The following is a 19,844-nucleotide window of genomic DNA, read 5'->3' on the forward strand; positions in this document are numbered from 1 at the left end:
CGTTCTTCATCCCGATTCCACCGGGCGTGCACCGGGCGGGCGGGGATTGTCAGTGGGGCGTGCTCTCATGGAGGCATGATCGAAGAGACGGAAACCATCGACGAGTTTCTCGGCCGCTGCTCGGCCGACGTGGAGGAGGCGGTCCGCAAGGCGGCCGAGGCCGAGATCCTGCCCCGCTTCCGCCGCCTCGCCGAGCACGAGGTGGACCAGAAGAGCGGCCCCCACGACCTGGTGACGGACGCCGACCGGCTCGCCGAGCTGCGGCTCACCGAGGACCTCAGCGCCCTGCTGCCCGGCTCGGTCGTGGTCGGCGAGGAGGCGGTGCACGCCGACCCGGCGACGTACGCCGCGCTGCAGGGCGACGCACCGGTGTGGATCGTCGACCCGGTCGACGGCACCCGGCAGTTCGTGCACGGCGACGACGGGTTCTGCACCCTGGTCGCGCTCGCCCACCGGGGCGTCGTCCGCGCCTCCTGGACCTACGCCGCGGCGCGCGACCAGCTCGCCACCGCGGTCCGCGGCCGGGGCGCCTTCCTCGACGGCGAGCGGCTGCTCGCGGGCCCGCCCGCGCCCGGCCGCGACCTCGTGGTCGCCACGTCCCACCCGGACTACACCACCGACGAGCAGAAGCGTGCCCTGCACGCCCTGTGGACCGACGGCCTCGCCCCCCGCCCCTGCGGTTCGGCCGGCCTGGAGTACCTCGCCGTCGCCCGGGGCGAGTTGGACGCCGTCGCGTTCTCCTGGGAGGCGGCCTGGGACCACGCGGCCGGCCTGCTCCTCGTCGAGGAGGCGGGCGGCACGCATCTCACCCGCGCCGGTGAACCGTTCCGCGTGACCGGCGGCAACGCACTGCCGTTCACGGCGGCCCGGGACACCGCGACGGCCCACCGGCTGACGGAACTCCTGCGCACCGCAGCCTGAGTCCCACGCCCGCCCCGGTCACCGGCGGCCGGGAGGCGCGCGCGGTTCGCTGTCCGCGGCGGACGGCGGGGCTGTGGCGTGCCGTCTGTCCTCGTCTCGGGGGGCGGGCGGTGGTGGCGGGTCTGGCCGTGCCGGGTGGACGGTGAGGCCGTGGCGTCGGGTCTGTGCCTGTCACCGGCGGCCGGGAGGGCGCCGGCAGGTCGGCTGTGCCCGGCGGCCGGCGGGTGCGTGTCGTCGCGTCGGGTCCCGCCCGCCACGGCCCCTTTCACCCCGCCCGCGGGCCGGAACCGGTCGCGCGGGCCACCCGGGCCGGGGGAGTGTCAGTCCTCCGGCATATCCTGGCCCCGAGTGGCCATCGGCTGACGAAGGGGTCCGAAGGTGCCGTCGATGCTCGATGCGGTCGTGGTGGGTGCGGGACCGAACGGACTGACCGCTGCCGTGGAGCTGGCCCGCCGCGGCTTCTCCGTCGCGGTGTTCGAGGCGAAGTCCGCCGTGGGCGGAGGCGCCCGCACCGAGGAACTGACACTGCCCGGTTTCCGGCACGACCCGTGCTCGGCCGCCCACCCCCTCGGCATCAACTCACCGGCGTTCCGCGCCCTGCCCCTCGACCGCTACGGCCTGCAGTGGCTGCACTCCGAGCTGCCGATGGCGCACCCCTTCCTCGACGGCACCGCGGCCGTGCTCTCCCGCTCGGTCGCCGAGACGGCCGCCTCCTTCGGCCCGCGCGACGCGGGCGCGTACCGCAGACTGGTCGGGCCGTTCCTCCCCCACTGGGACACCCTCGTACGGGACTTCATGTCCCTGCCGCTCAGCGCGCTCCCGCGCGACCCCGTCACCCTGGCCCGCTTCGGTCTGGCCGGGCTGCCGCCGTCCACCTGGCTGCTGCGCCGCTTCAAGGACGAGCGGGCCAAGGCCCTGTTCGCCGGTCTGGTCGCGCATGTGATCGCGCCGCTGAACGGCCTGGCCACCGGCGCCATCGGCCTGGTCTTCGCGCTGTCCGCGCACGCCCGCGGCTGGCCGGTGCCCCGCGGCGGCTCCCAGGCGATCTCCGACGCCCTCGCCGGGTACCTGAAGGACCTGGGCGGTGCCGTACACACCGACTACGAGGTCAAGCGGCTGGACGACCTGCCGCCCGCGCGGGCGTACGTCTTCGACACCTCACCCACCGCGCTCGCCCGCATCGCCGGCTTCGGCGACCACTACCGCACCTACCGCTACGGCCCGAGCGTCTTCAAGATCGACTACGCGCTGGACGGCCCCGTGCCCTGGACCGCGCCCGAGGCCCGCGCCGCCACGACCGTCCAGATCGGCGCGAGCAAGGACGAGATCGCCACCGCCCTGCGCGCCGCCTCCCGCGAGGGCCGCGCCCCCGACCGGCCGTTCATGATCACCGTGCAGCCCGGTATCGTCGACCCGACCCGCGCCCCCGAGGGCAAGCAGGTCTTCTGGGCGTACGGCCATGTCCCGAACGGCTGGACCGGCGACCTCACCGACGCCATGGAACGCCAACTGGAGCGCTTCGCCCCCGGTTTCCGTGACCGCGTCCTCGCCCGCGCCGTCTCCGGCCCCGCCGAACTGGCCGCCCACAACGCCAACTACGTCGGCGGCGACATCGCCTGCGGCGCGACGTCCGGACTCCAGCTGCTGCTGCGCCCGAGACCGACCCTGTTCCCGTACCACACCCCGCATCCGGCGGTCTTCATCTGCTCCGCGGCCACCCCGCCGGGACCCGGCGTGCACGGCATGTCGGGGCACAACGCGGCCAAGGCCGTCTGGCGAAGACTGAGGCAGACATGACCGCCATCACCCTCGTCCAGGGAGACATCACCCGGCAGAGCGCCGACGCGATCGTCAACGCGGCCAACTCCTCCCTGCTCGGCGGCGGAGGGGTCGACGGCGCGATCCACCGGCGCGGCGGCCCGGCCATCCTGGAGGAGTGCCGCGCCCTGCGCGCCTCCCGGTACGGCAAGGGCCTGCCCACCGGCCAGGCGGTCGCCACGACGGCGGGCGCACTGGACGCCCGCTGGGTCATCCACACGGTGGGCCCCGTGTACAGCCGGAGCGAGGACCGCTCACAGCTGCTGGCCTCCTGCTACCGCGAGGCCCTGAAGGTCGCCGACGAACTCGGTGCCCGTACGGTCGCGTTCCCGGCCGTCTCCACCGGCGTGTACCGGTGGCCGATGGAGGACGCGGCACGGATCGCCGTGGAGACGGTGCGGGCCACGGACACCGCGGTCGAGGAGGCCCGGTTCGTCCTCTTCGACGACCGGGCGTACGAGGCGTTCGCCGCCCAGCTTCCCTGACGGAGTCACGGGTCCGGGCTCCAGGGGTCCCCGGACAGGCTGGTCACGACGCGGTTGGTGCCCTCGGCCAGGTCGGCCTCGTACAGCTGGCCGCCGCCGTCAGGTCTCCTTTTCGCCGGCTTGAGATCCACAGGGCGGTCGCCGGTCCGGATCAGGCGCTGAGGGGGTCCGTCCGGTCAGGACAGGTCGCGCAGGGTTCTGCCGAGCAGGGCCACGCCCTCGGCGATGGCTCCCGGCGCGGTGGCCGCGTACCCGAGGACGAGTCCGGGCGGGCCGGGCAACTGCCGGTGCCAGGACAGCGGTTGGCACTTCACGCCCCGTGCCAGCGCGGCGGCGGCCACTTCGGTGTCGGGAACGTCCGCCGCGTACGTGACCGTCAGATGCAGGCCGGCCGAGGCGCCGTGCACGGTCCCGCCGGGCAGATGCTCGGCGAGGGCGGCGATCATCGCGTCACGGCGGTCGCGGTGCCGGCGCCGCACCAGCCGCAGCCGCCGCTCCAGTTCACCGGAGTCCATCAGCCGGGCGAGCACCAGCTGCGGCAGCACCGGATTGCCCAGGTCGTTGAACCGCTTGGCGTCGACCAGGCCCGCGCGATGGCGGGGCGGGGCCACCAGCCAGCCGATGCGCAGCGCCGGGGCGAGCAGCTTGGACACGCTGCCCATGTAGCACACCCGGTCGGCCAGCAGTGCCCGCAGCGCGGGGACCGGCGGGCGGTCGTAGCGGTGCTCCGCGTCGTAGTCGTCCTCCAGGATCAGCCCGCCGTCCCGCGCCCAGCCCAACAGCTCGCGCCGGCGCTCGCCGCTGGTCACCACCCCCGTCGGGAACTGGTGGGCCGGCGTGAGCAGCACCGCCGGGGCGCCGCTCGCGCGCAACGCGTCCACCCGGACCCCGTTCTCGTCCACCGGCACCGGAGGGGTGCCGAGGCCCCCGTTGCGCAGATGCTGACGGGTCCCGAGCGAGCCCGGGTCCTCCACCGCGACGGCGTCGACGCCGTCCGCCCGCAGCACCTGGTGCAGCAGCGTGAGCGCCTGGGCGGTGCCCGCGACGATCAGCACCTCGTCCGGCTCCACCCGCACGCCCCGCATCCGCGCGAGCCAGCCGGCGACGGACCGCCGCAGCGCGGGGGCGCCCCGGGGGTCGCCGTAGCCGAGGTGCTCGGCGGACAGGTCCGACAGGACGGCGCGCTCGGCCCGCAGCCAGGCGGTGCGCGGGAAGGTGGCGAGGTCCGGCCGCCCGGGGGTGAGGTCGACGACGGCCGGGGCCGCCCGCAGCGCGTCGAAGGCATCGGCCTCGGGGGCGCGGGAGAACGGCGTCGGCGGGGTGGGGCCGCGGTGGCCCGCGCTGGAGTGCGGGGCCCGGGGAGTGCGAGGGGCGCTCCGCGCGCGGGAGGGCGGGTGGCCGGGGCCGCGCGAGGGCGGTGTCGTCGTCCCGGACGCGGGGTGGGGCGACGTGGGATGGGGGCCGGTGCCGGTGGGGCCGGGGGATGCGGTTCCGGGTGCGCCGGTGTCCGGTGCCGCGGACGGGCGGAGGGGCGGTGTCGCGGACGTGCCGGGCAGGGGTCCGCCCGCCGCGGTGTGCGCCGGGTCCTTCGCCGGCTCCCCGTCCTCCGGAGCCCCGCCCCCCAAGACGCCCCGCGCCCCGGCGAACGGCGCCGGAGCGAACGGGGCCGCGACCACCACCGTGCCCCCGCGGCGGCGGCCCTCCAGGTGACCGTCCTCGGCGAGGCGGCGGTACGCCTCGGTGATCACCCCGCGGGAGACGTGGAGTTCGGCGGCCAGTACCCGGGTGGGCGGCAGTCTGCTGCCCACCGCCAGCCGGCCGTCCGCTATCGCCTGCCGCAGCCGGCCCGCCAGCCACTCCGCCTTCCCGCCGGCGGGCACGTCACCGGCCGCCAGTTGCAGGAAGTCCGAGCCCCGGCCCGGGAGTTCGCCGGTGGCGGGCACGTATGTCCCCTCGTTCATCCTGCCGATGCTGCCATGCCGCCGGCTCAGTCGCCGAAGACGAAGTCCGGCGCGGCCCGGGTGAGCACGGCCGTCCCGGTGACCGCGCCCCAGTGCGCCGCCACCTCCTCCTGCACCGTCTTCAGCAGCTCGGGCACGATCTGCGCGCCGCCGTCGTGCATGGCCTCCGCCACCACCAGCACCCGGCGGGTGTGCTCCCCGACCGCCGAGTGGCCGCTCTGCCGGTGGGTCCAGCGCCGGGCGTGCGCCCGTCCCGCGGAGTCGACGAACGTCACCTCGCCGGGCGCGGGCCGCTCGACGCCCCCGCCGAACGCCGTGTACGTCTCGTCGCCGACGGCCGGCCGCACCTCCAGCAGCGGCTCGGCGATCCGGTCGACGTCGAGCACCGCCACCGGGACGGCGTACGCCACCGACAGCGCGTTGCACAGGTCGACCAGCGGGTGGATGCGCGGCAGCGTCCCCTCCTTGCGCAGCCGCCGCAGCAGCGACTCGGAGGCGGACCGGTACTGCGTCGGCTTCACTCCCAGCCGGGTGAACGTCCGCCGCCAGGCCAGTACTTCGGGAAACTCGCCCTCGGTGGCGCCGGCCAGCCGGGCCAGGGCGCGGGCGGTGTACGCGGCGGCGCGCGGGCCGGTGTCCGCAGCGGCGTCGACGCCGGTGGCGTACAGCGCGCCGGAGGCCAGTTCGGGGAACGTGGCCCAAAGGGTGTCCGCGTGCCGGAATCGCATGGTGAGGGTCTCCTCGGGGTCGCTCCTCGTGGCCGGGAGCACCACCCTGCCGGGGTCGTGGTCCGGTCACCAGAGCCAAACCCGGTGCGTCCTACCGGTCCATAGCCGTGCGCCGGGTGCCCGTGCCGCCCCGGGAGCGGTAGACGACGTACGGGCGGACGACGTAGCCGAGCGGGACGGCGAACGCGTGCACCAGGCGGCTGAACGGCCACAGCGCGAACAGGGCCAGGGCGAGCAGCGCGTGGCACCGGTAGACGAGCGGTGCGTGCGCCATCGCGCCGACGTCCGGGTCGAGGGCGAACAGACTGCGGAACCAGACGGACACCCCGAGCCGGTAGTCGTAGGGGTTGGTCACCGAGGAGGCGGTGGCGGTCAGGCCGGCGAGCAGGACGAGCGCCAGCAGCGGCAGGGCCAGGCGGTCGCTGCGGCCGCTCGCCCGGCGTACGGCGGACACCCGCAGCCTGCGGTACAGCAGCAGGCCGAGCCCCGCGGCGGCCGCGAGGCCCGCCGCCCCGCCCATGGCCAGCGCGACCGCGTGGTACTGGGCCTCGCTGATCCGCAGCCGCCGGGTCAGCGACTCCGGGACCAGCAGACCCGTCACATGGCCGCCGGCGACGAGGAACAGGGCGTAGTGGAACAGCGGTCCGCCGATCCGCAGCAGCCGGGACTCGTGGAGCTGGCTGGAGCGGGTGGTGAAGCCGAAGCGGTCGTACCGGTAGCGCCAGGCCGTGCCGGCGACCAGCACGGCCAGGGCGAGGTAGGGCAGTACGCCCCACAACGCGATCTGCAGATGCGTCTGCGTCATCAGCGGCGGACTCCTTCGTCGCCCGGGGCGTACGGCAGCGGGTACGGCACCGGCAGCGGGCGGTCTGGTGCGGGAACGGGCGCCGGTGGCGTGGCCGGCAGGGTGGCGCGTACGGCGCGGACCACGTCCAGGTAGGGGCTGCGGTGGGCGTCGAGGCCCCGGGCGAGCAGGTCGAGGGCGCCGCAGTGCTCCCGCAGCACGGCCCGGCCCGGTACGGGGCAGCGCGCCGCGAACTCCAGGACGGCGGGCAGGTAGTCGGGCAGTTCCCCGGCGGCCGGCTCCCAGCCGTGGCGGCGGTAGCGGGCCTTGAGCGCGGCGAGGGAGGCACCCCGGCGGCGGGTGTCGCCGTCGGTGTAGTGGGTCAGGTGCAGGGTGCGGCGGCGGCTGCGGTCGAAGGTGGTGACGTAACGGGCTCCGAGGTCGAGCAGCGGGACGTCGGCCGTGGCCCGGCAGAAGGCCAGCAGGGGCCTCGTCTCGGGGCCCGGTACGGCCGCCAGCACCCCGCTGACCCGGGCCCGGCGCTCCGGCCAGTCCTCACCGGGGTAGTCGAGGAGCAGGGCGGCGGCCTGGTACACCACCCGGTGCACCTGCCTCACCGCGCCTCACCCCCGCGCTCGGGGAACAGCCCCGCGGGACGGCCCCGGCCGTTCCACAGCAGCAGGTTCACCCGTCCCCGCAAGAGGTCCCCGCCCCCGCCGGAACCACTGCCCCCGCTCCTCCCGCGGCGCGAGCCCGTGCCCCCGTCCGTACCCGGCCCGGCCGCCACGAGTCCCCCGTGAAAGGACTCCGCCTCGTACATCCCCGGCCCGCCGGCCCGTTCCAGGCTGCAGCCCGCGGCCGTCGGTCCGTTTCCGCCCGCACCGGCGACATAGGTGGTGGGGACGACGTACCGCTCCTCGTACTTGGCGAGGGCGAGCAGCCGGTACATCGCCTCCAGACCGGACCCGGTCATGCCCACGCCCCGCGCGATCGCCGGGTCGCGTTCCTCGCCGAGGTTCACGCGCCGCATGTGGGCGCGCATCGCGGCGAGCCGGCACAGGGCCGCCTCCACGGGAGCGGAGTCCCCGGCGGTGAACAGCCCGGCGAGATAACCGAGAGGGATGCGCAGGCTGTCGATCGCGCCGAACAGGGCCGCCGGGTCCTCGCCGTCGTGGCCGCTGCGGGTGAGCGCGTCGACGACGGGGGAGAGCGGCGGCACGTACCAGACCATCGGCATGGTGCGGTACTCGGGGTGCAGCGGCAGCGCGATCCGGTAGGTGGTGATCAGGTCCCGCACCGGGGAGCGGCGGGCTGCCGTGACCCAGTCGTGGGGGATGCCCGCCTCCTCCGCGGCCCGTGCCACCGCCGGGTCGTACGGGTCGAGGAAACAGCCCAACTGGGCCTCGTACAGGTCGCGTTCGTCGGGTACGGCCGCGGCCTCGCCCACCTTGTCGGCGTCGTACAGCATGACCCCGAGATAGCGCAGCCGGCCCACACAGGTCTCCGCGCACACGGTCGGCTCACCCGCCTCGATGCGCGGATAGCACAGGGTGCACTTCTCGGCCTTGCCGGTGGCGTGGTTGAAGTACACCTTCTTGTACGGGCATCCGCTCACGCACATCCGCCAGCCCCGGCACCGGTCCTGGTCGACCAGGACGATGCCGTCCTCGATCCGCTTGTACAGCGCCCCGGACGGACACACGGCCACGCATGTCGGGTTGAGGCAGTGCTCGCAGATGCGCGGCAGATGGAACATGAACGCCTGCTCGTAGTCGAGCCGCACCTGCTCGTTCAGTTGCCGGAGCACCGGGTCGCCGGCGAGGTGGTCCGGGCCGCCGCCCAGGTCGTCGTCCCAGTTGGGTCCGCCGGTGACGGCCGTGGGGCGGCCGTCGACCAGTGAGCGGGGGCGGGCCGTGGGCAGGTCGTCGCCGAGCGGGGCGGAGATCAGGGTGTCGTAGTCGTAGGTCCAGGGCTCGTAGTAGTCGCCCAGGGAGGGGAGTTCGGGGTTGGCGAAGAGGCGGGCCAGGCGGCGGGCGCGGCCCCCGGCGCGCGGGACCAGCCGGCCCCGGGCGTCCAGCCGCCAGCCGCCCCGCCACTTCTCCTGGTCCTCGTGCCGCTTCGGGTAGCCCTGCCCCGGGCGGGTCTCGACGTTGTTGAACCACGCGTACTCGGTGCCCCTGCGGTTGGTCCAGGTCTGCTTGCAGGTGACCGAGCAGGTGTGGCAGCCGATGCACTTGTCGAGGTTCATGACCATCGCGACCTGTGCCATACAGCGCATGTCAGTACTGCACCTCCTGCGCGCGGCGGCGGATCACGGTACGGGCGTCGCGCTGGTTGCCGGTGGGACCGTAGTAGTTGGGGGCGAACGACAACTGGCCGTAGCCGCCGATGAGGTGGGTGGGTTTGAGCAGGACGCGGGTCAGCGCGTTGTGGACGCCGCCGCGCCGGCCCGTGGCCTCGGAGCGCGGCACGTTCACCAGGCGCTCCTGCACGTGGTACATGAACACCGTGCCGGGTGGCATCCGGTGCGAGACGACCGCGCGGGCCACCACCACCCCGTTCGGGTTGACCGCCTCCACCCAGTCGTTGTCGGCCGCGCCGATCGCCTGCGCGTCGGTGACGCTCATCCAGATCACCGGGCCGCCGCGGGCCAGGGTCTGCATGAGCAGGTTCTCCTGGTACTCGGAGTGGATCGACCATTTGGAGTGCGGGGTGAGATAGCGGACGTCCACCTCCCGTTCACCGGCGCCGAGGGCGGGGGACAGGTCCAAGGGGGGCCGGTAGACCGGCAGTTGCTCGCCCAGCTCGGCCATCCAGTCGTGGTCGAGGTAGAAGTGCTGACGCCCAGTCAGGGTGTGCCAGGGCTTGCGGTGTTCGGTGTTGACCGTGAAGGGCGAGTAGCGCCGGTCGGGCGCCTCCTTGCCGGACCACTCGTAACTCGTGCCGACCTGGACGGGGCGGTCCTGGGTGTCGGAGAAGACCACGCGCCGTTCGCGGACCGCCTCGGCGAGCGCCGCGAACCCGCTGCCGTGGCCGCAGCGTTCGGCCAGCCGCTCGAAACCCTCTGCGGCCAGCCGCCCGTTGGTCGTCCCGGACAGCGCGAGGACCGCCTCGCACAGCTTGACGTCGGTGTCCAGCAGCGGACGCCCGTGTGCGGGACCGGAGCGGGCGGTGCCGCAGCGGGCGGCCAGCCAGCGCGCCTCAGCGGCCGGCCGTACCGTGACACCTTTGACGGTCATCCCGTGTTCCTCGGCGAGCGGTCCGAGGGCGGCGAGCTGGTCGGCGACGGCCGTGTAGTCGCGCTCGACGAGGGTGAAGTCCGGGAGGTTGCGGCCGGGTTGAGGAGCCCCGCCCTCCCGCCAGTCATGGACGACGCCGCCGGGCTGGGCCGTCTCGCCCGGGGTGTCGTGCGCTTGCGGGGTGGCGACCAGGTCGTACGCCGTGTCCAGCCGGCCCGCGGCGAGCTCGCTGAACGCGGCGGCCAGCGCGTGGAAGATCTCGAAGTCGGTGCGGGCCTCCCACGGCGGGCTGATCGCGGGCGAGAACGCGTGTACGTAGGGGTGCATGTCGGTGCTGGACAGATCGTGCTTCTCGTACCAGGTGGCGGCCGGCAGCACCAGGTCGGCCATCAGCGTCGTCGAGGTCATCCGGAAGTCCAGCGCGAGCAGCAGGTCGAGCTTGCCGCGCGGCGCCTGTTCGTGCCAGACGAGGTCCCGCGGCCGGGCCTCGGGCGGCGCCTCCTCGGCCTGTGCGTTGTCGCTCGCGCCGAGCAGATGCCGCAGGAAGAACTCGTTGCCCTTGGCGGAGGAGCCGATCAGGTTCGCCCGCCAGACCGTCAGCACACGCGGCCAGTTGGCGGGGTCGTCCGGGTCCTCGCAGGCGAACGTCAGCTCTCCGTCGCCGAGTCGGGCGGCCACCCACTCGTCCGGCTCGTGTCCGCTCTCCCGCACGGCGCGGCCGAGGTCGAGGGGGTTGGCCGAGAAGGCGGGCGCGCCGGGCATCCAGCCGAGCCGCACGGACTGCGCCACCAGGTCGGCCGTGTGGCGCCCGGCGAACAGGCCCTTCCCGGTGGGCGAGGCCAGGGCGTCGGCGCGGTGCGGGTCGTACCGCCACTGGTCGGTGTGCAGATACCAGTAGGGAGTCCCCGCCATCTGCCGCGACGGCCGTACCCAGTCCGCGGCCGACTGCAGCTGCTGCCAGCCGGCGTACGGCCGTACCTTCTCCTGGCCCACGTAGTGCGCCCAGCCGCCGCCGTTGACGCCCTGGCAGCCGGTGAGCAGCAGCAGGGTGAGAAAGGCGCGGTAGACGGTGTCGGAGTGGAACCAGTGGTTGGTGCCCGCACCCATCACGATCATGCAGCGGCCCCGGCTCCGCTCCGCCGTGCGCGCGAACTCCCGCGCCAGGCGCTCCACCGCAGTGGCCGGCACCGAGGTGATCGCCTCCTGCCAGGCGGGCGTGTACGGCTGCGCGGGGTCCGTGTAGTCCCTGGCCCAGGTGCCGGGCAGGCCCGCGCGGCCGACGCCGTACTGGGCGAGGAGCAGGTCGAACACGGTCGTGACCCGCCGTCCGGCCAGCTCGCGCACCGGCACCCCGCGCACCGAGGGCGGCTGCCCGTCGAAACGCGGCAGCAGGACGCGCACGGACCTCGACTCGGGCCCGTACAGGGTGAGTCGGGGTTCGAGTGTGCCCAGGTCCAGGTTCCAGCGGCCCTCGCCGCGCTTGGACCAGCGGTCGCCCAGTGTGCCGTTCGGGACGACCGGACGGCCGGAGGCCGCGTCGAGCAGCACCGGCTTCCAGGCGGCCTCCTCCTCGTCCTCCCCGTCCTCGCCGGCGAGCCCGAGCGTGGCCGCCGTGACGAACTTGCCGGGCACGAACTCCCCGTCCCGCTCGTCGAGTTCGACCAGGAACGGCAGGTCGGTGAAGCGGCGCACGTAGTCGGTGAAGTACGGCACCTGCCGGCGGACGAAGAACTCGGTGAGGATCACATGGCCCAGGGCCATCGCCAGCGCGCCGTCGGTGCCCGGGTGCGGGTGCAGCCACTCGTCGCCGAACTTGGCCGCGTCCGAGTAGTCCGGGGACACCACGACGACCTTCTGCCCCCGGTAGCGGGCCTCGGTCATCCAGTGTGCGTCCGGGGTCCGGGTCACCGGCACATTGGAACCCCACAGCACGAGATACGCGGCGTCCCACCAGTCCCCGGACTCCGGTACGTCCGTCTGGTCGCCGAAGACCTGCGGTGAGGCGATGGGCAGGTCGGCGTACCAGTCGTAGAAGGACAGCATCGGCGCGCCGATCAGGGACATGAACCGCGCGCCGACCGCGTGCGAGGCCATCGACATCGCCGGGATCGGGGAGAACCCGGCGATACGGTCGGGGCCGTGGGCGGCGATGTTGTGGACGTGCGCGGCCGCCGCGATCTCCAGCGCCTCCGGCCAGCCCACACGCACCAGACCGCCCTTGCCCCGCGCCGACTGGTAGCGCCGCCGCTTCACCGGGTCCCCGGTGACCTCGGCCCAGGCGGCGACCGGATCGCCGAGCCGGGTGCGGGCCTCGCGGTACAACTCCAGCAGTACGCCCCGGACATGGGGGTACCTGACCCGGGTGGGGGAGTAGGTGTACCAGGAGAACGAGGCGCCGCGCGGGCAGCCGCGCGGCTCGTACTCGGGCCGGTCGGGTCCGGTCGAGGGATAGTCCGTCTCCTGGGTCTCCCAGGTGATCAGACCGTCCTTGACGTACACCTTCCACGAGCACGATCCGGTGCAGTTCACGCCGTGCGTGGAGCGCACGACCCGGTCGTGTGCCCAACGCTCCCGGTACGGTGCGTCGTTGACGCCCTGGTCGGTGCGGAAGACCGCCCTCATATCCGGTGTGGTCGCGGTCCGCCGCAGTATCCCGCCGGCCCGCAGCAGCTGGTCGGCGGCGTAAGCCGCCATCCGTTCCGCTTCCCGCCGGGCACCGCGCCGTCCCACCGAGGTCACTCCTTCCGAAGCCGGACGTTCCACTTCCCCAGCTTGCGGCGTGGATGCGCTCCGGAGTCGAGTGACTACGGACTGTTGATGGTGCTTAGACGGGAGTTTTTCTTGTCTTTTGCAATAGTTGGTCCCCTCATCTTCAGCTCGCGGCGGGCGCGGGCGCGGGGGCCGGGGTCCGCCGGGCCCGCAGGTCAAGGACGCGCTCCGCGTGGTGCTCCTCGTGCAGGTCGATGCGGCGCGCGGTCAGCAGGTGCCGCAGGCTGATGACGCCCTCGACGCGCGGGTGCGGCTCGCGGGTGACCACCAGCAGCCGGGTGACCTCGTGCTGTGCCATGCGGTTGGCGAGCGTCCGCAGGGTCTCGTCGGGATGTGCGGTGACCGCCGGCCGGGCCAGCTCGCCGAGCGGAGTGGCGTCGGCGGGGTCGGCGTGCACCAGAGCGCCGCGCGTGAGGACGCCGGTCAGCCCGCCGTCCGCGTCCAGCACCGGGTACAGCCGCTGGGCGAGCAGCCCCTCGGGATCGCCCGCCTCGTGCGCGGCGCGCAGCAGGGCGGTGACCTCGCCGGCCGGGCGGTCGGCGGCGAAGGTGACCCCCGCGGGCGTCTCCAGCTGGCGGACGAGGTGCACCTCCAGCGGGTCGACGGAGTACTCGCGGCTCAGGTGCAGGCCGCGCCGCGCGAGCTTCTCGGTGAGTACCGACCGCTTCAGCAGGACCACCGACAGCAGGTAGGCGGCCGACGCGGTGATCACCATCGGGATCAGGGCGTTGACCTCGTGGGTGAGTTCCAGGCAGAAGACGATGCCGGTGAGCGGGGAGCGCATGACCCCGCCGAGCACCCCGGCCAGCGAGACCAGGGCCCAGAAGCCGGGGCTGACGTGCGGGAAGACCAGGGCCTCGGCCGCGCCCAGCGCGCCGCCGACCATGAACATGGGCGCGAGGACGCCGCCGGAGGTGCCCGAACCCAGCGACAGGCCCCAGACCAGGGTCTTCACCACCAGGACGCCGACGATCAGCCCGACCGTGGCGTGCCCGGTCAGCAGCGCGCCGATGACGTCGTAGCCGACGCCCAGGGCGCGCGGTTCGATCAGGCCGCCCGCCCCGATGATCGCGCCGCCGATCGCGGGCCACCACATCCAGTGGAGGCGCAGCCGCGAGAAGAGGTCCTCGGAGAGGTAGACGAGGGAGGTGGCGCCCAGTGCGAGCAGACCGGCCGCCGCCCCCGCGACCACACACAGGCCGTACGAGGGCAGGGCGATGCGGTCGGGCACGTGCGCGCCGCCGAACAGCGGGTCGGTGCCCAGCAGCGGTCCGCGCACGAGGGTGGCGGTCACGGCGGCGACGGCGACCGGGAGGTAGGAGCGGGGCCGCCACTCGAAGAGCAGCAGCTCCACCGCGAGCAGGATGGAGGCGAGCGGCGCGTTGAAGGTCGCGGCCATGCCGGCGGCGGACCCCGCCACCAGCAGCGCCTTGCGCTCGTCGGTGGTGACCTTGAGGAACTGGGCCAGCAGGGAGCCGACGGCTCCCCCGGTCATGATGATCGGGCCCTCCGCGCCGAACGGCCCGCCGGTGCCGATGGATATCGCGGCCGACGTGGGCTTCAGCACGGCGACGCGCGGCTGCACCCGGCTGCCGCCCACGAGGATCGACTCGATGGCCTCGGGCATCCCGTGGCCGCGTATCTTCTCCGAGCCGTAGCGGGCCATCACCCCGATGACCAGTCCGCCCGCCACCGGCATCACGGCCAGCAGCCAGCGGTGCGGGGTGTCCGCGGGGACGGCGGGGCCGAAGGCGAGACGGCCGAGGAAGGCGAGGTTGGTGATCAGGGCGATCAGCTTCAGCAGCCCGGCGGCCACGAGCGCGGCGACGGCGCCGACGGGGACGGCCAGCGCCGTGATCACGACGACGCGCGGCGGAACGTGGAAGTCACCCAGGTGCGGGATCTTGAGGGCGGGCAGCGGGCGGGTGGGGGCGTGGGGCCTGGCGGACGTCGTCAGCGGCTGTGGCGGCATGGTGGCTCCGGGTGGGTGCGGGGCGGGTGTGGCGGTGTGGCGGGTACGGCGGCAGGGGACATGGGGCAGGGGTATTGCCGGGCGGTCCCGGCGGTCCGGGTCCTCGCCCTGGGCGGCCCTGGCCCCGGCCCGGGCAGGGCTGTGGGGCAGGTGTGACCGGATCAGGTGAGAGGCGGCGGGTTCGGGCGGCGCTGCCCGTGAGGAGAAGACGTGCGGCCGGTGCCCTCAGCCGGGCGTGGGGCGCGCGGAGTCGACCCGTCCGGGGCGCAGGATGCGCATCCTGCGCCCGCCGCACACCCGGCAGGTGTTCGCCGTGAGCGGCGAGGGGACCGCGAGGCCGCCCGCGACGCGGTACTCGGCGCGCAGGTGCCCTCCGGCGTCCCGGACGTGCCGGATGTCGTAGGCACCCTCCCAGGCGTGCCCGCAGCGCAGGCACACGAAGGAATAGGCTTCGTGTATCGGCTCGGATCTCATCGTCATCACCCTCGGCACCGGAGCCGTCGCGCCCGCTCGGCCCGGTTGCCCGCAGCTTATCATTGCAGTCTGCAATGGTCACCTTGGGTGACGGGCCATGTCCGCATCGCGGACAGGAGATGCGGACAGGAGAAGGGGAACGAGGAGCCCATGGCCCACCAGGACGGCGGCCCGGAACAGGCACGGGGACAGACGAGCGTGCCGGAGAGGGCGCCGGACGGGGTGGGGCGGGCCGAGGAGGCGCTCGACCGGGAGGCCGAGGCGGTCACCCGTGCGGTGATGGCGGCCTCCCGGCTGGTCGTCGCCCTCTCCGCCCGCGCCCTCGCCTCGGTCGACGTGCCGCTGACCCTGCCCCAGCTGCGCTCCCTGGTCGCCCTGCGCACCTGCGGCCCGATCAAACTCGCCGCCATGGCCGCCACCCTGGGCGTCACGCCGTCCACCGCGCTGCGCATGGTCGAGCGCCTGGAGGCCCTGGACCTCACCGACCGGCGGGTCAACCCGGACAACCGCCGTGAGGTCGTCCTGCGGCTGACCTCCGTCGGGGAGGAACTCGTGGACCGGGTGCTGAGCCATCGCCGCGCGGAGATCCGGGCGCTGGTGGAACGTCTGCCCGCCCAGGAGCGCGCCGGTCTGGTCCCGGCGCTCACCGCGCTGACAGCCGCCGCCGGCGACCTCGATCCCGGTCTCGCGCCCTCCGCGCAGGCCGGCCGTCTCGCGGGCGTGGTCGACGACCCGCTGAACCCGGCGCCGTAGCGGCCGGGGATCCCGGCGCGTGCCCGGTGCCCGGTGCCCGGCGGTCGTCGGTGCGCGCTGCGTGCGCTGTGCGAGGACGGGAAGCAGGCGCTCGGACCCGTCTTCGGTGAAGGCCGCTGTCCGCCGGCGAGCGCAGAGCCGCCGGTCGCCCCGCCCCGTGGTCTCCACGTACGCCGGCCGGTCGTCCCGCAGGAGGAAGAGCCCGGAGGAGGCCGGGAGCGGACCGGAGAAGGCAGGGAGCAGACCGGAGAAGGCCGGGAGCAGAAGGGACACGGCCGGCGCCGCCGGTCCGGATCCCCGGCCCGTGCCCCGCCCCGTTGCCTCACCCTCGACCCTCGCCCCGCTGCCCGCGTGACATCATCGGCCGAGGCCAGGAACACCGTCGTACGAGGAGCACGATGAACCCCGCTCTCACCGTCCCCCCGGCCGTCGGTGCCGCTCTGCTGGACGACTTCTCCCTGGAGATGACCGGCAAGGACGTGCCGCGGCTGGAGGAGGCGCAGGGCAGCATCCCGCGGGGCACCCGGATCAACATCACCTTCCTCGCCGGTGAGGACCTCGGCATGCGGCTGGCGGCCGCCCGCGCGGTCAAGCGGCTCGGTTTCGTCCCCGTGCCGCACATCTCCGCGCGCCGTCTGCCCTCCCGCGCCGCCCTGGAGGAGTTCCTGGCCGGCCTGTCCGCGGACGGCACGGCGGAGAACGTCTTCGTCGTCGGCGGCGACCCCGCCCGTCCCGAGGGCCCCTACGAGGACGCCCTCGCCGTCCTGCGTACCGGACTGCTCCAGCGCCACGGCGTCCGCCACGTCGGCATCAGCGGCTATCCGGAGGGCCACCCCGCGATAGCCGACCGCACGCTGTGGTCGGCGCTCACCGACAAGGCGGCGGCCATCGGGGCGCACCGGTTCGGCGGCGACGTCATCACCCAGTTCGGTTTCGACGCCGACCCGGTCCTCACCTGGCTGGAGGCCGCCCGCGCCCGGGGCGTGCACCTGCCCGTCCGCATCGGCGTGCCCGGACCGGCGGGCGTCCGCCGGCTGCTCGGTTACGCCACCCGCTTCGGCGTCGCGACCAGCGCCTCCGTCGCCCGCAAGTACGGCTTCTCGCTGACCAACCTCATGGGCACGACCGGCCCGGACCGCTTCCTGCACGCGCTCGCCCGCCGCCACGACCCCGAGCGGCACGGCGCGGTGAAGGTGCACTTCTACACGTTCGGCGGGCTGCGGCACACCGCCGAGTGGATCGCCCGCTTCCGGCAGGAGAGCCGCTCCTAGGGGGACCGTATGCGGCTACGGCAGGAGCCGTGCTTCTGGGTACGGGCCCGCCGGGGGCGGTGCACTGTGTGCGGATCAGCGGGCGATCGAGATCGCGAAGGGCGCGAATCCGCTGGACCGAATCACGTGCGGTACGAACAGTATGGCGGCCTCCGTGGCGCGGGCGGTCTGGATCCCGCCGAGATCAGTGATCCACTCCTTGCGCCAGCCGAGGTCGATGAGCAGGTCACGGACGGTCTGCTTGGCCTGCGGGTCCTCGCCGGAGAGGAAGGCGTCGGGCGCCTGGGTGAGCGTGGCCGGCGCGGTCATCACCGGGAAGAGCATGGTGTTGAGTGTCTTGACGACGCGCGTTTCGGGGAGCGCTTCCTGGAGTTGCTCGGCGAGGCTTGAGCCGGGGTAGATCAGGTCGGCGGGCAGTCCGTCCGGTCCGTCGACGGTGGCGTTGGAGACGTCGACGAGGATCTTGTCGCGCAGTTCCTCGCGCAGGGCGACGAGCCGGTCCAGCGAGCCGGCGCCCGGGGTGGCGTTGATGACGATCCGGGCTGTCCGGGCAGCGTCGGCGGCGGCGCCCGGCGCGCGGTCCGCCACGGTCACCTCATGCCCTGCCCGGACGAGGGCTGTGGCCAGGTTGCCGCCGACGCGGCCGTTTCCGAGAACTGCGATCGTGGTCATGATGATCTGGTCCTTCCGTGCGTGCAGGTGGTGGTGCGCGGTCAGCGTGAGAGCGTGGCGACGGCCTCGGCGTGGACGCCGGGCGCGGCGGCCAGGAAGCTCTCGCTCTGCGGGGTCCAGGGGCGGCCCTCGGCGTCGGAGATCTGTCCGCCGGCCTCGGTGACGAGCAGCGCCCCGGGCAGCAGGTCCGCGCGGGCGCCGGCGAACTGCCAGAAGGCGTCGATCCGGCCGGCGGCCACGTTCAGCAGGTGCAGGGTCGCGGGCACGGCGGTGCGGACGACGAGCGCGTCGAACAGCATCGCGGTGATCGAGGAGCCGACGCGCCTGACGACCTTCTCGTCCTCGTCCGGCCGGGCCTGGCTGGTGGCCACGATGCTCAGGCCGAGGTCCGCGGTCTGCGAGACGCGCAGCGGCCGGCCGTCGAGGTGGGCGCCCGCGCCGGTGAGCGCGGTGTAGGTCTCGCCGGTCAACGGCAGGTGGACCGCGGTGAGCACCGGCTGGTTCTCACGCACGAGGGTGGCGGTCACCGCCCACTCCGGCAGGGCGTGCAGGTGGTTGACGTTGCCTTCGGCCGGATCCACGACCCACCATTCGCCGGGCGGCAGCGCCCCGCCGTCCAGTTCGTCCTCCACCCAGCCGGCGTCCGGGCGCAGGCGCGTGAGGCGGGGGCGCAGGATGTCGAGGGCCGTGTCGTCGTTGGCGGCGAGCGCGCGCATCAGCTCTTCGCGGGTCTGGTAGCGGACCACCTCGCCGAAGCGCTCGCGCAGCGCCGAACCGGCCGCGCGCACGGCGATCGCGGTCTGGCCGAGCAGGTCGGCGTCGGAGGCGGCGACGTCAGTGGTCTGAAGCGTTTCGGACATGGTGGTACTCCCGGGTGAGGAGGGGGGATGAGGCCGGTCGGGCAAGGTGTGCGTTCCGTCTTGCGCTCTCGTCTCGACGGTATAGAGCCCCTTCATTAACTTCAAATGCATGTCAAGCACGGCTAGGATTACTCAAATGCAATTGGACTTGAACCTGCTCACCGCGCTCGACGCGCTGCTGGAGGAGGGAAGTGTGGCCGGGGCCGCCGCGCGCCTGCACGTCACCGCCCCCGCGATGAGCCGGAGTCTGGGCCGCATCCGGCGCACGACCGGGGATCAGATCCTGGTGCGCACCGGCCGCACGATGACCCCGACGCCGTATGCGATCGCCGTCCGGGAACAGGTGCACGAGCTGCTGCACCAGGTCCAGGGGGTGCTGGCACCGAGCCGTGAACTCGATCTGGCAACGTTGGAGCGCACTTTCACACTCCGCTGGCACGATTCCCTGGTCGCCTTGAGCGGCCCCGCACTGCTCGCGGCCGTGCGCGGACAGGCGCCGGGCGTGCGATTGCGCTTCGTCGCGGAATCGAGCATCGACACCCCCGAGTTGCGGCGCGGCGAGGTCGACCTGGAGGCGAACGCCAACCGCCCGAGCGCACCGGACATCCGTGCCGAGAACGTGGGCGAGACCCGCCTCGTCATCGTCGTGAGGCAGGGGCACCCCCTCACCCGCGTCAGGACCGTCACCGCACAGCGGTACGCCGCCGCTGAGCACGTGACCGTCTCGCGACGTGGAAACCTCGGCAATGCCCTCGACGACGCCCTCGCGCGGCTCGGCCTCACCCGCCGCGTGGTGGCGACCGCGCCCACGGAAGCGGCCGCGCTGGAGTTCGCGCGCGGCTCCGATCTCCTGATCAGCGTCCCCGAAGCCACCACACGGTCCGCGGTCGCCGACCTCGGCCTGGTCGTGCTCCCCCTCCCGCTCGAACTGCCGTCGGCACCGGTATACCTGTCGTGGCATCAGCGCTACGACACCGACCACGCCCACGCCTGGCTGCGCGGGCTGGCGCGAACCGCACTGGCCATGTGCAAAGCGTCGTAGTCGGCGCCGTCCGGCCGCCTCACCCGCCGGCCACGGCAGCCCGTTCCGCACCCCCGCTCCCCGGCCGGCCCCCAGGCCCCGCCGGGAATCGGGAA

General features: G+C 73.9%; 17 protein-coding genes. 6 read left to right on the top strand and 11 right to left on the bottom strand.

Annotation, left to right across the window (positions count from 1 at the left end; all coding sequences use genetic code 11):
* The first annotated feature begins 75 nt into the window (after positions 1–75).
* The 3 genes from ACZ7GZ_RS03530 to ACZ7GZ_RS03540 all read left to right on the top strand — a co-directional run bounded on the left by ACZ7GZ_RS03530 (position 76) and on the right by ACZ7GZ_RS03540 (position 3,224).
* Positions 76–921: an inositol monophosphatase family protein gene (locus ACZ7GZ_RS03530; RefSeq protein ID WP_471020625.1), complete on the top strand. Its 846-nt coding sequence runs from the start codon at positions 76–78 to the stop codon at positions 919–921.
* A 378-nt stretch (positions 922–1,299) separates the two neighbouring features.
* Positions 1,300–2,718 (top strand): phytoene desaturase family protein, encoded by a 1,419-nt coding sequence (locus ACZ7GZ_RS03535; RefSeq protein WP_471020627.1) that lies wholly within the window; start codon positions 1,300–1,302, stop codon positions 2,716–2,718.
* On the top strand, positions 2,715–3,224 hold the full coding sequence (locus ACZ7GZ_RS03540) for an O-acetyl-ADP-ribose deacetylase (RefSeq protein WP_471020629.1): 510 nt from the start codon (positions 2,715–2,717) through the stop codon (positions 3,222–3,224). The genes ACZ7GZ_RS03535 and ACZ7GZ_RS03540 overlap by 4 nt, the downstream gene beginning before the upstream one ends.
* Before the next feature lie 5 nt (positions 3,225–3,229).
* Here the strand turns inward: ACZ7GZ_RS03540 and ACZ7GZ_RS03545 are convergent, their stop codons facing one another.
* The 9 genes from ACZ7GZ_RS03545 to ACZ7GZ_RS03585 all read right to left on the bottom strand — a co-directional run bounded on the left by ACZ7GZ_RS03545 (position 3,230) and on the right by ACZ7GZ_RS03585 (position 15,151).
* Entirely contained in the window at positions 3,230–3,355 is a 126-nt protein-coding gene (locus tag ACZ7GZ_RS03545; protein ID WP_471020631.1) for a hypothetical protein, read from the bottom strand.
* Between the two features lie 45 nt (positions 3,356–3,400).
* Positions 3,401–5,185: an aminotransferase-like domain-containing protein gene (locus tag ACZ7GZ_RS03550; protein ID WP_471020632.1), complete on the bottom strand. Its 1,785-nt coding sequence runs from the start codon at positions 5,183–5,185 to the stop codon at positions 3,401–3,403.
* 26 nt (positions 5,186–5,211) lie between these two features.
* Complete coding sequence (locus ACZ7GZ_RS03555) at positions 5,212–5,913, bottom strand: B3/B4 domain-containing protein (RefSeq protein WP_471020634.1); 702 nt, start codon at positions 5,911–5,913, stop codon at positions 5,212–5,214.
* A gap of 91 nt (positions 5,914–6,004) precedes the next feature.
* Positions 6,005–6,718, bottom strand: coding sequence for a respiratory nitrate reductase subunit gamma (gene narI, locus ACZ7GZ_RS03560; protein WP_471020635.1), 714 nt, complete (start codon positions 6,716–6,718; stop codon positions 6,005–6,007).
* Positions 6,718–7,314 (bottom strand): nitrate reductase molybdenum cofactor assembly chaperone, encoded by a 597-nt coding sequence (narJ, locus tag ACZ7GZ_RS03565; RefSeq protein ID WP_471020637.1) that lies wholly within the window; start codon positions 7,312–7,314, stop codon positions 6,718–6,720. The genes narI and narJ overlap by 1 nt, the downstream gene beginning before the upstream one ends.
* Entirely contained in the window at positions 7,311–8,975 is a 1,665-nt protein-coding gene (gene narH / locus ACZ7GZ_RS03570; RefSeq protein WP_471020638.1) for a nitrate reductase subunit beta, read from the bottom strand. Before narH ends, narJ begins: the two co-directional genes overlap by 4 nt.
* 1 nt (position 8,976) lies before the next feature.
* Positions 8,977–12,630 carry a nitrate reductase subunit alpha gene (locus ACZ7GZ_RS03575; protein ID WP_471020778.1) on the bottom strand — a complete coding sequence of 1,218 codons (3,654 nt, stop codon included), beginning with the start codon at positions 12,628–12,630 and terminating at the stop codon, positions 8,977–8,979.
* Positions 12,631–12,808: 178 nt separating this feature from the next.
* The gene (locus tag ACZ7GZ_RS03580; RefSeq protein ID WP_471020639.1) at positions 12,809–14,677 is read right to left on the bottom strand and encodes a chloride channel protein; all 1,869 of its coding nucleotides are present in this window, start codon (positions 14,675–14,677) and stop codon (positions 12,809–12,811) included.
* Positions 14,678–14,902: 225 nt separating this feature from the next.
* Positions 14,903–15,151, bottom strand: a complete 249-nt coding sequence (locus ACZ7GZ_RS03585; RefSeq protein WP_471020641.1) for a hypothetical protein — start codon at positions 15,149–15,151, stop codon at positions 14,903–14,905.
* 150 nt (positions 15,152–15,301) lie between these two features.
* Between ACZ7GZ_RS03585 and ACZ7GZ_RS03590 the strand changes: the two genes are divergently transcribed.
* Positions 15,302–15,904 (top strand): MarR family winged helix-turn-helix transcriptional regulator, encoded by a 603-nt coding sequence (locus ACZ7GZ_RS03590; protein ID WP_471020642.1) that lies wholly within the window; start codon positions 15,302–15,304, stop codon positions 15,902–15,904.
* A 398-nt stretch (positions 15,905–16,302) separates the two neighbouring features.
* Positions 16,303–17,175, top strand: coding sequence for a methylenetetrahydrofolate reductase (locus ACZ7GZ_RS03595; protein WP_471020644.1), 873 nt, complete (start codon positions 16,303–16,305; stop codon positions 17,173–17,175).
* A gap of 75 nt (positions 17,176–17,250) precedes the next feature.
* Here the strand turns inward: ACZ7GZ_RS03595 and ACZ7GZ_RS03600 are convergent, their stop codons facing one another.
* Both ACZ7GZ_RS03600 and ACZ7GZ_RS03605 read right to left on the bottom strand, forming a co-directional pair.
* Entirely contained in the window at positions 17,251–17,847 is a 597-nt protein-coding gene (locus tag ACZ7GZ_RS03600; protein WP_471020645.1) for an NADPH-dependent F420 reductase, read from the bottom strand.
* 41 nt (positions 17,848–17,888) lie between these two features.
* Positions 17,889–18,707, bottom strand: coding sequence for a 3'(2'),5'-bisphosphate nucleotidase CysQ (locus tag ACZ7GZ_RS03605; RefSeq protein WP_471020646.1), 819 nt, complete (start codon positions 18,705–18,707; stop codon positions 17,889–17,891).
* 136 nt (positions 18,708–18,843) lie between these two features.
* On the opposite strand from ACZ7GZ_RS03605, the gene ACZ7GZ_RS03610 reads away from it, so the two are divergent.
* Positions 18,844–19,749 (top strand): LysR family transcriptional regulator, encoded by a 906-nt coding sequence (locus tag ACZ7GZ_RS03610; RefSeq protein ID WP_471020647.1) that lies wholly within the window; start codon positions 18,844–18,846, stop codon positions 19,747–19,749.
* Positions 19,750–19,844 lie beyond the last annotated feature (95 nt).

The sequence above is a fragment of the Streptomyces sp. NPDC037288 genome, from assembly GCF_055603265.1.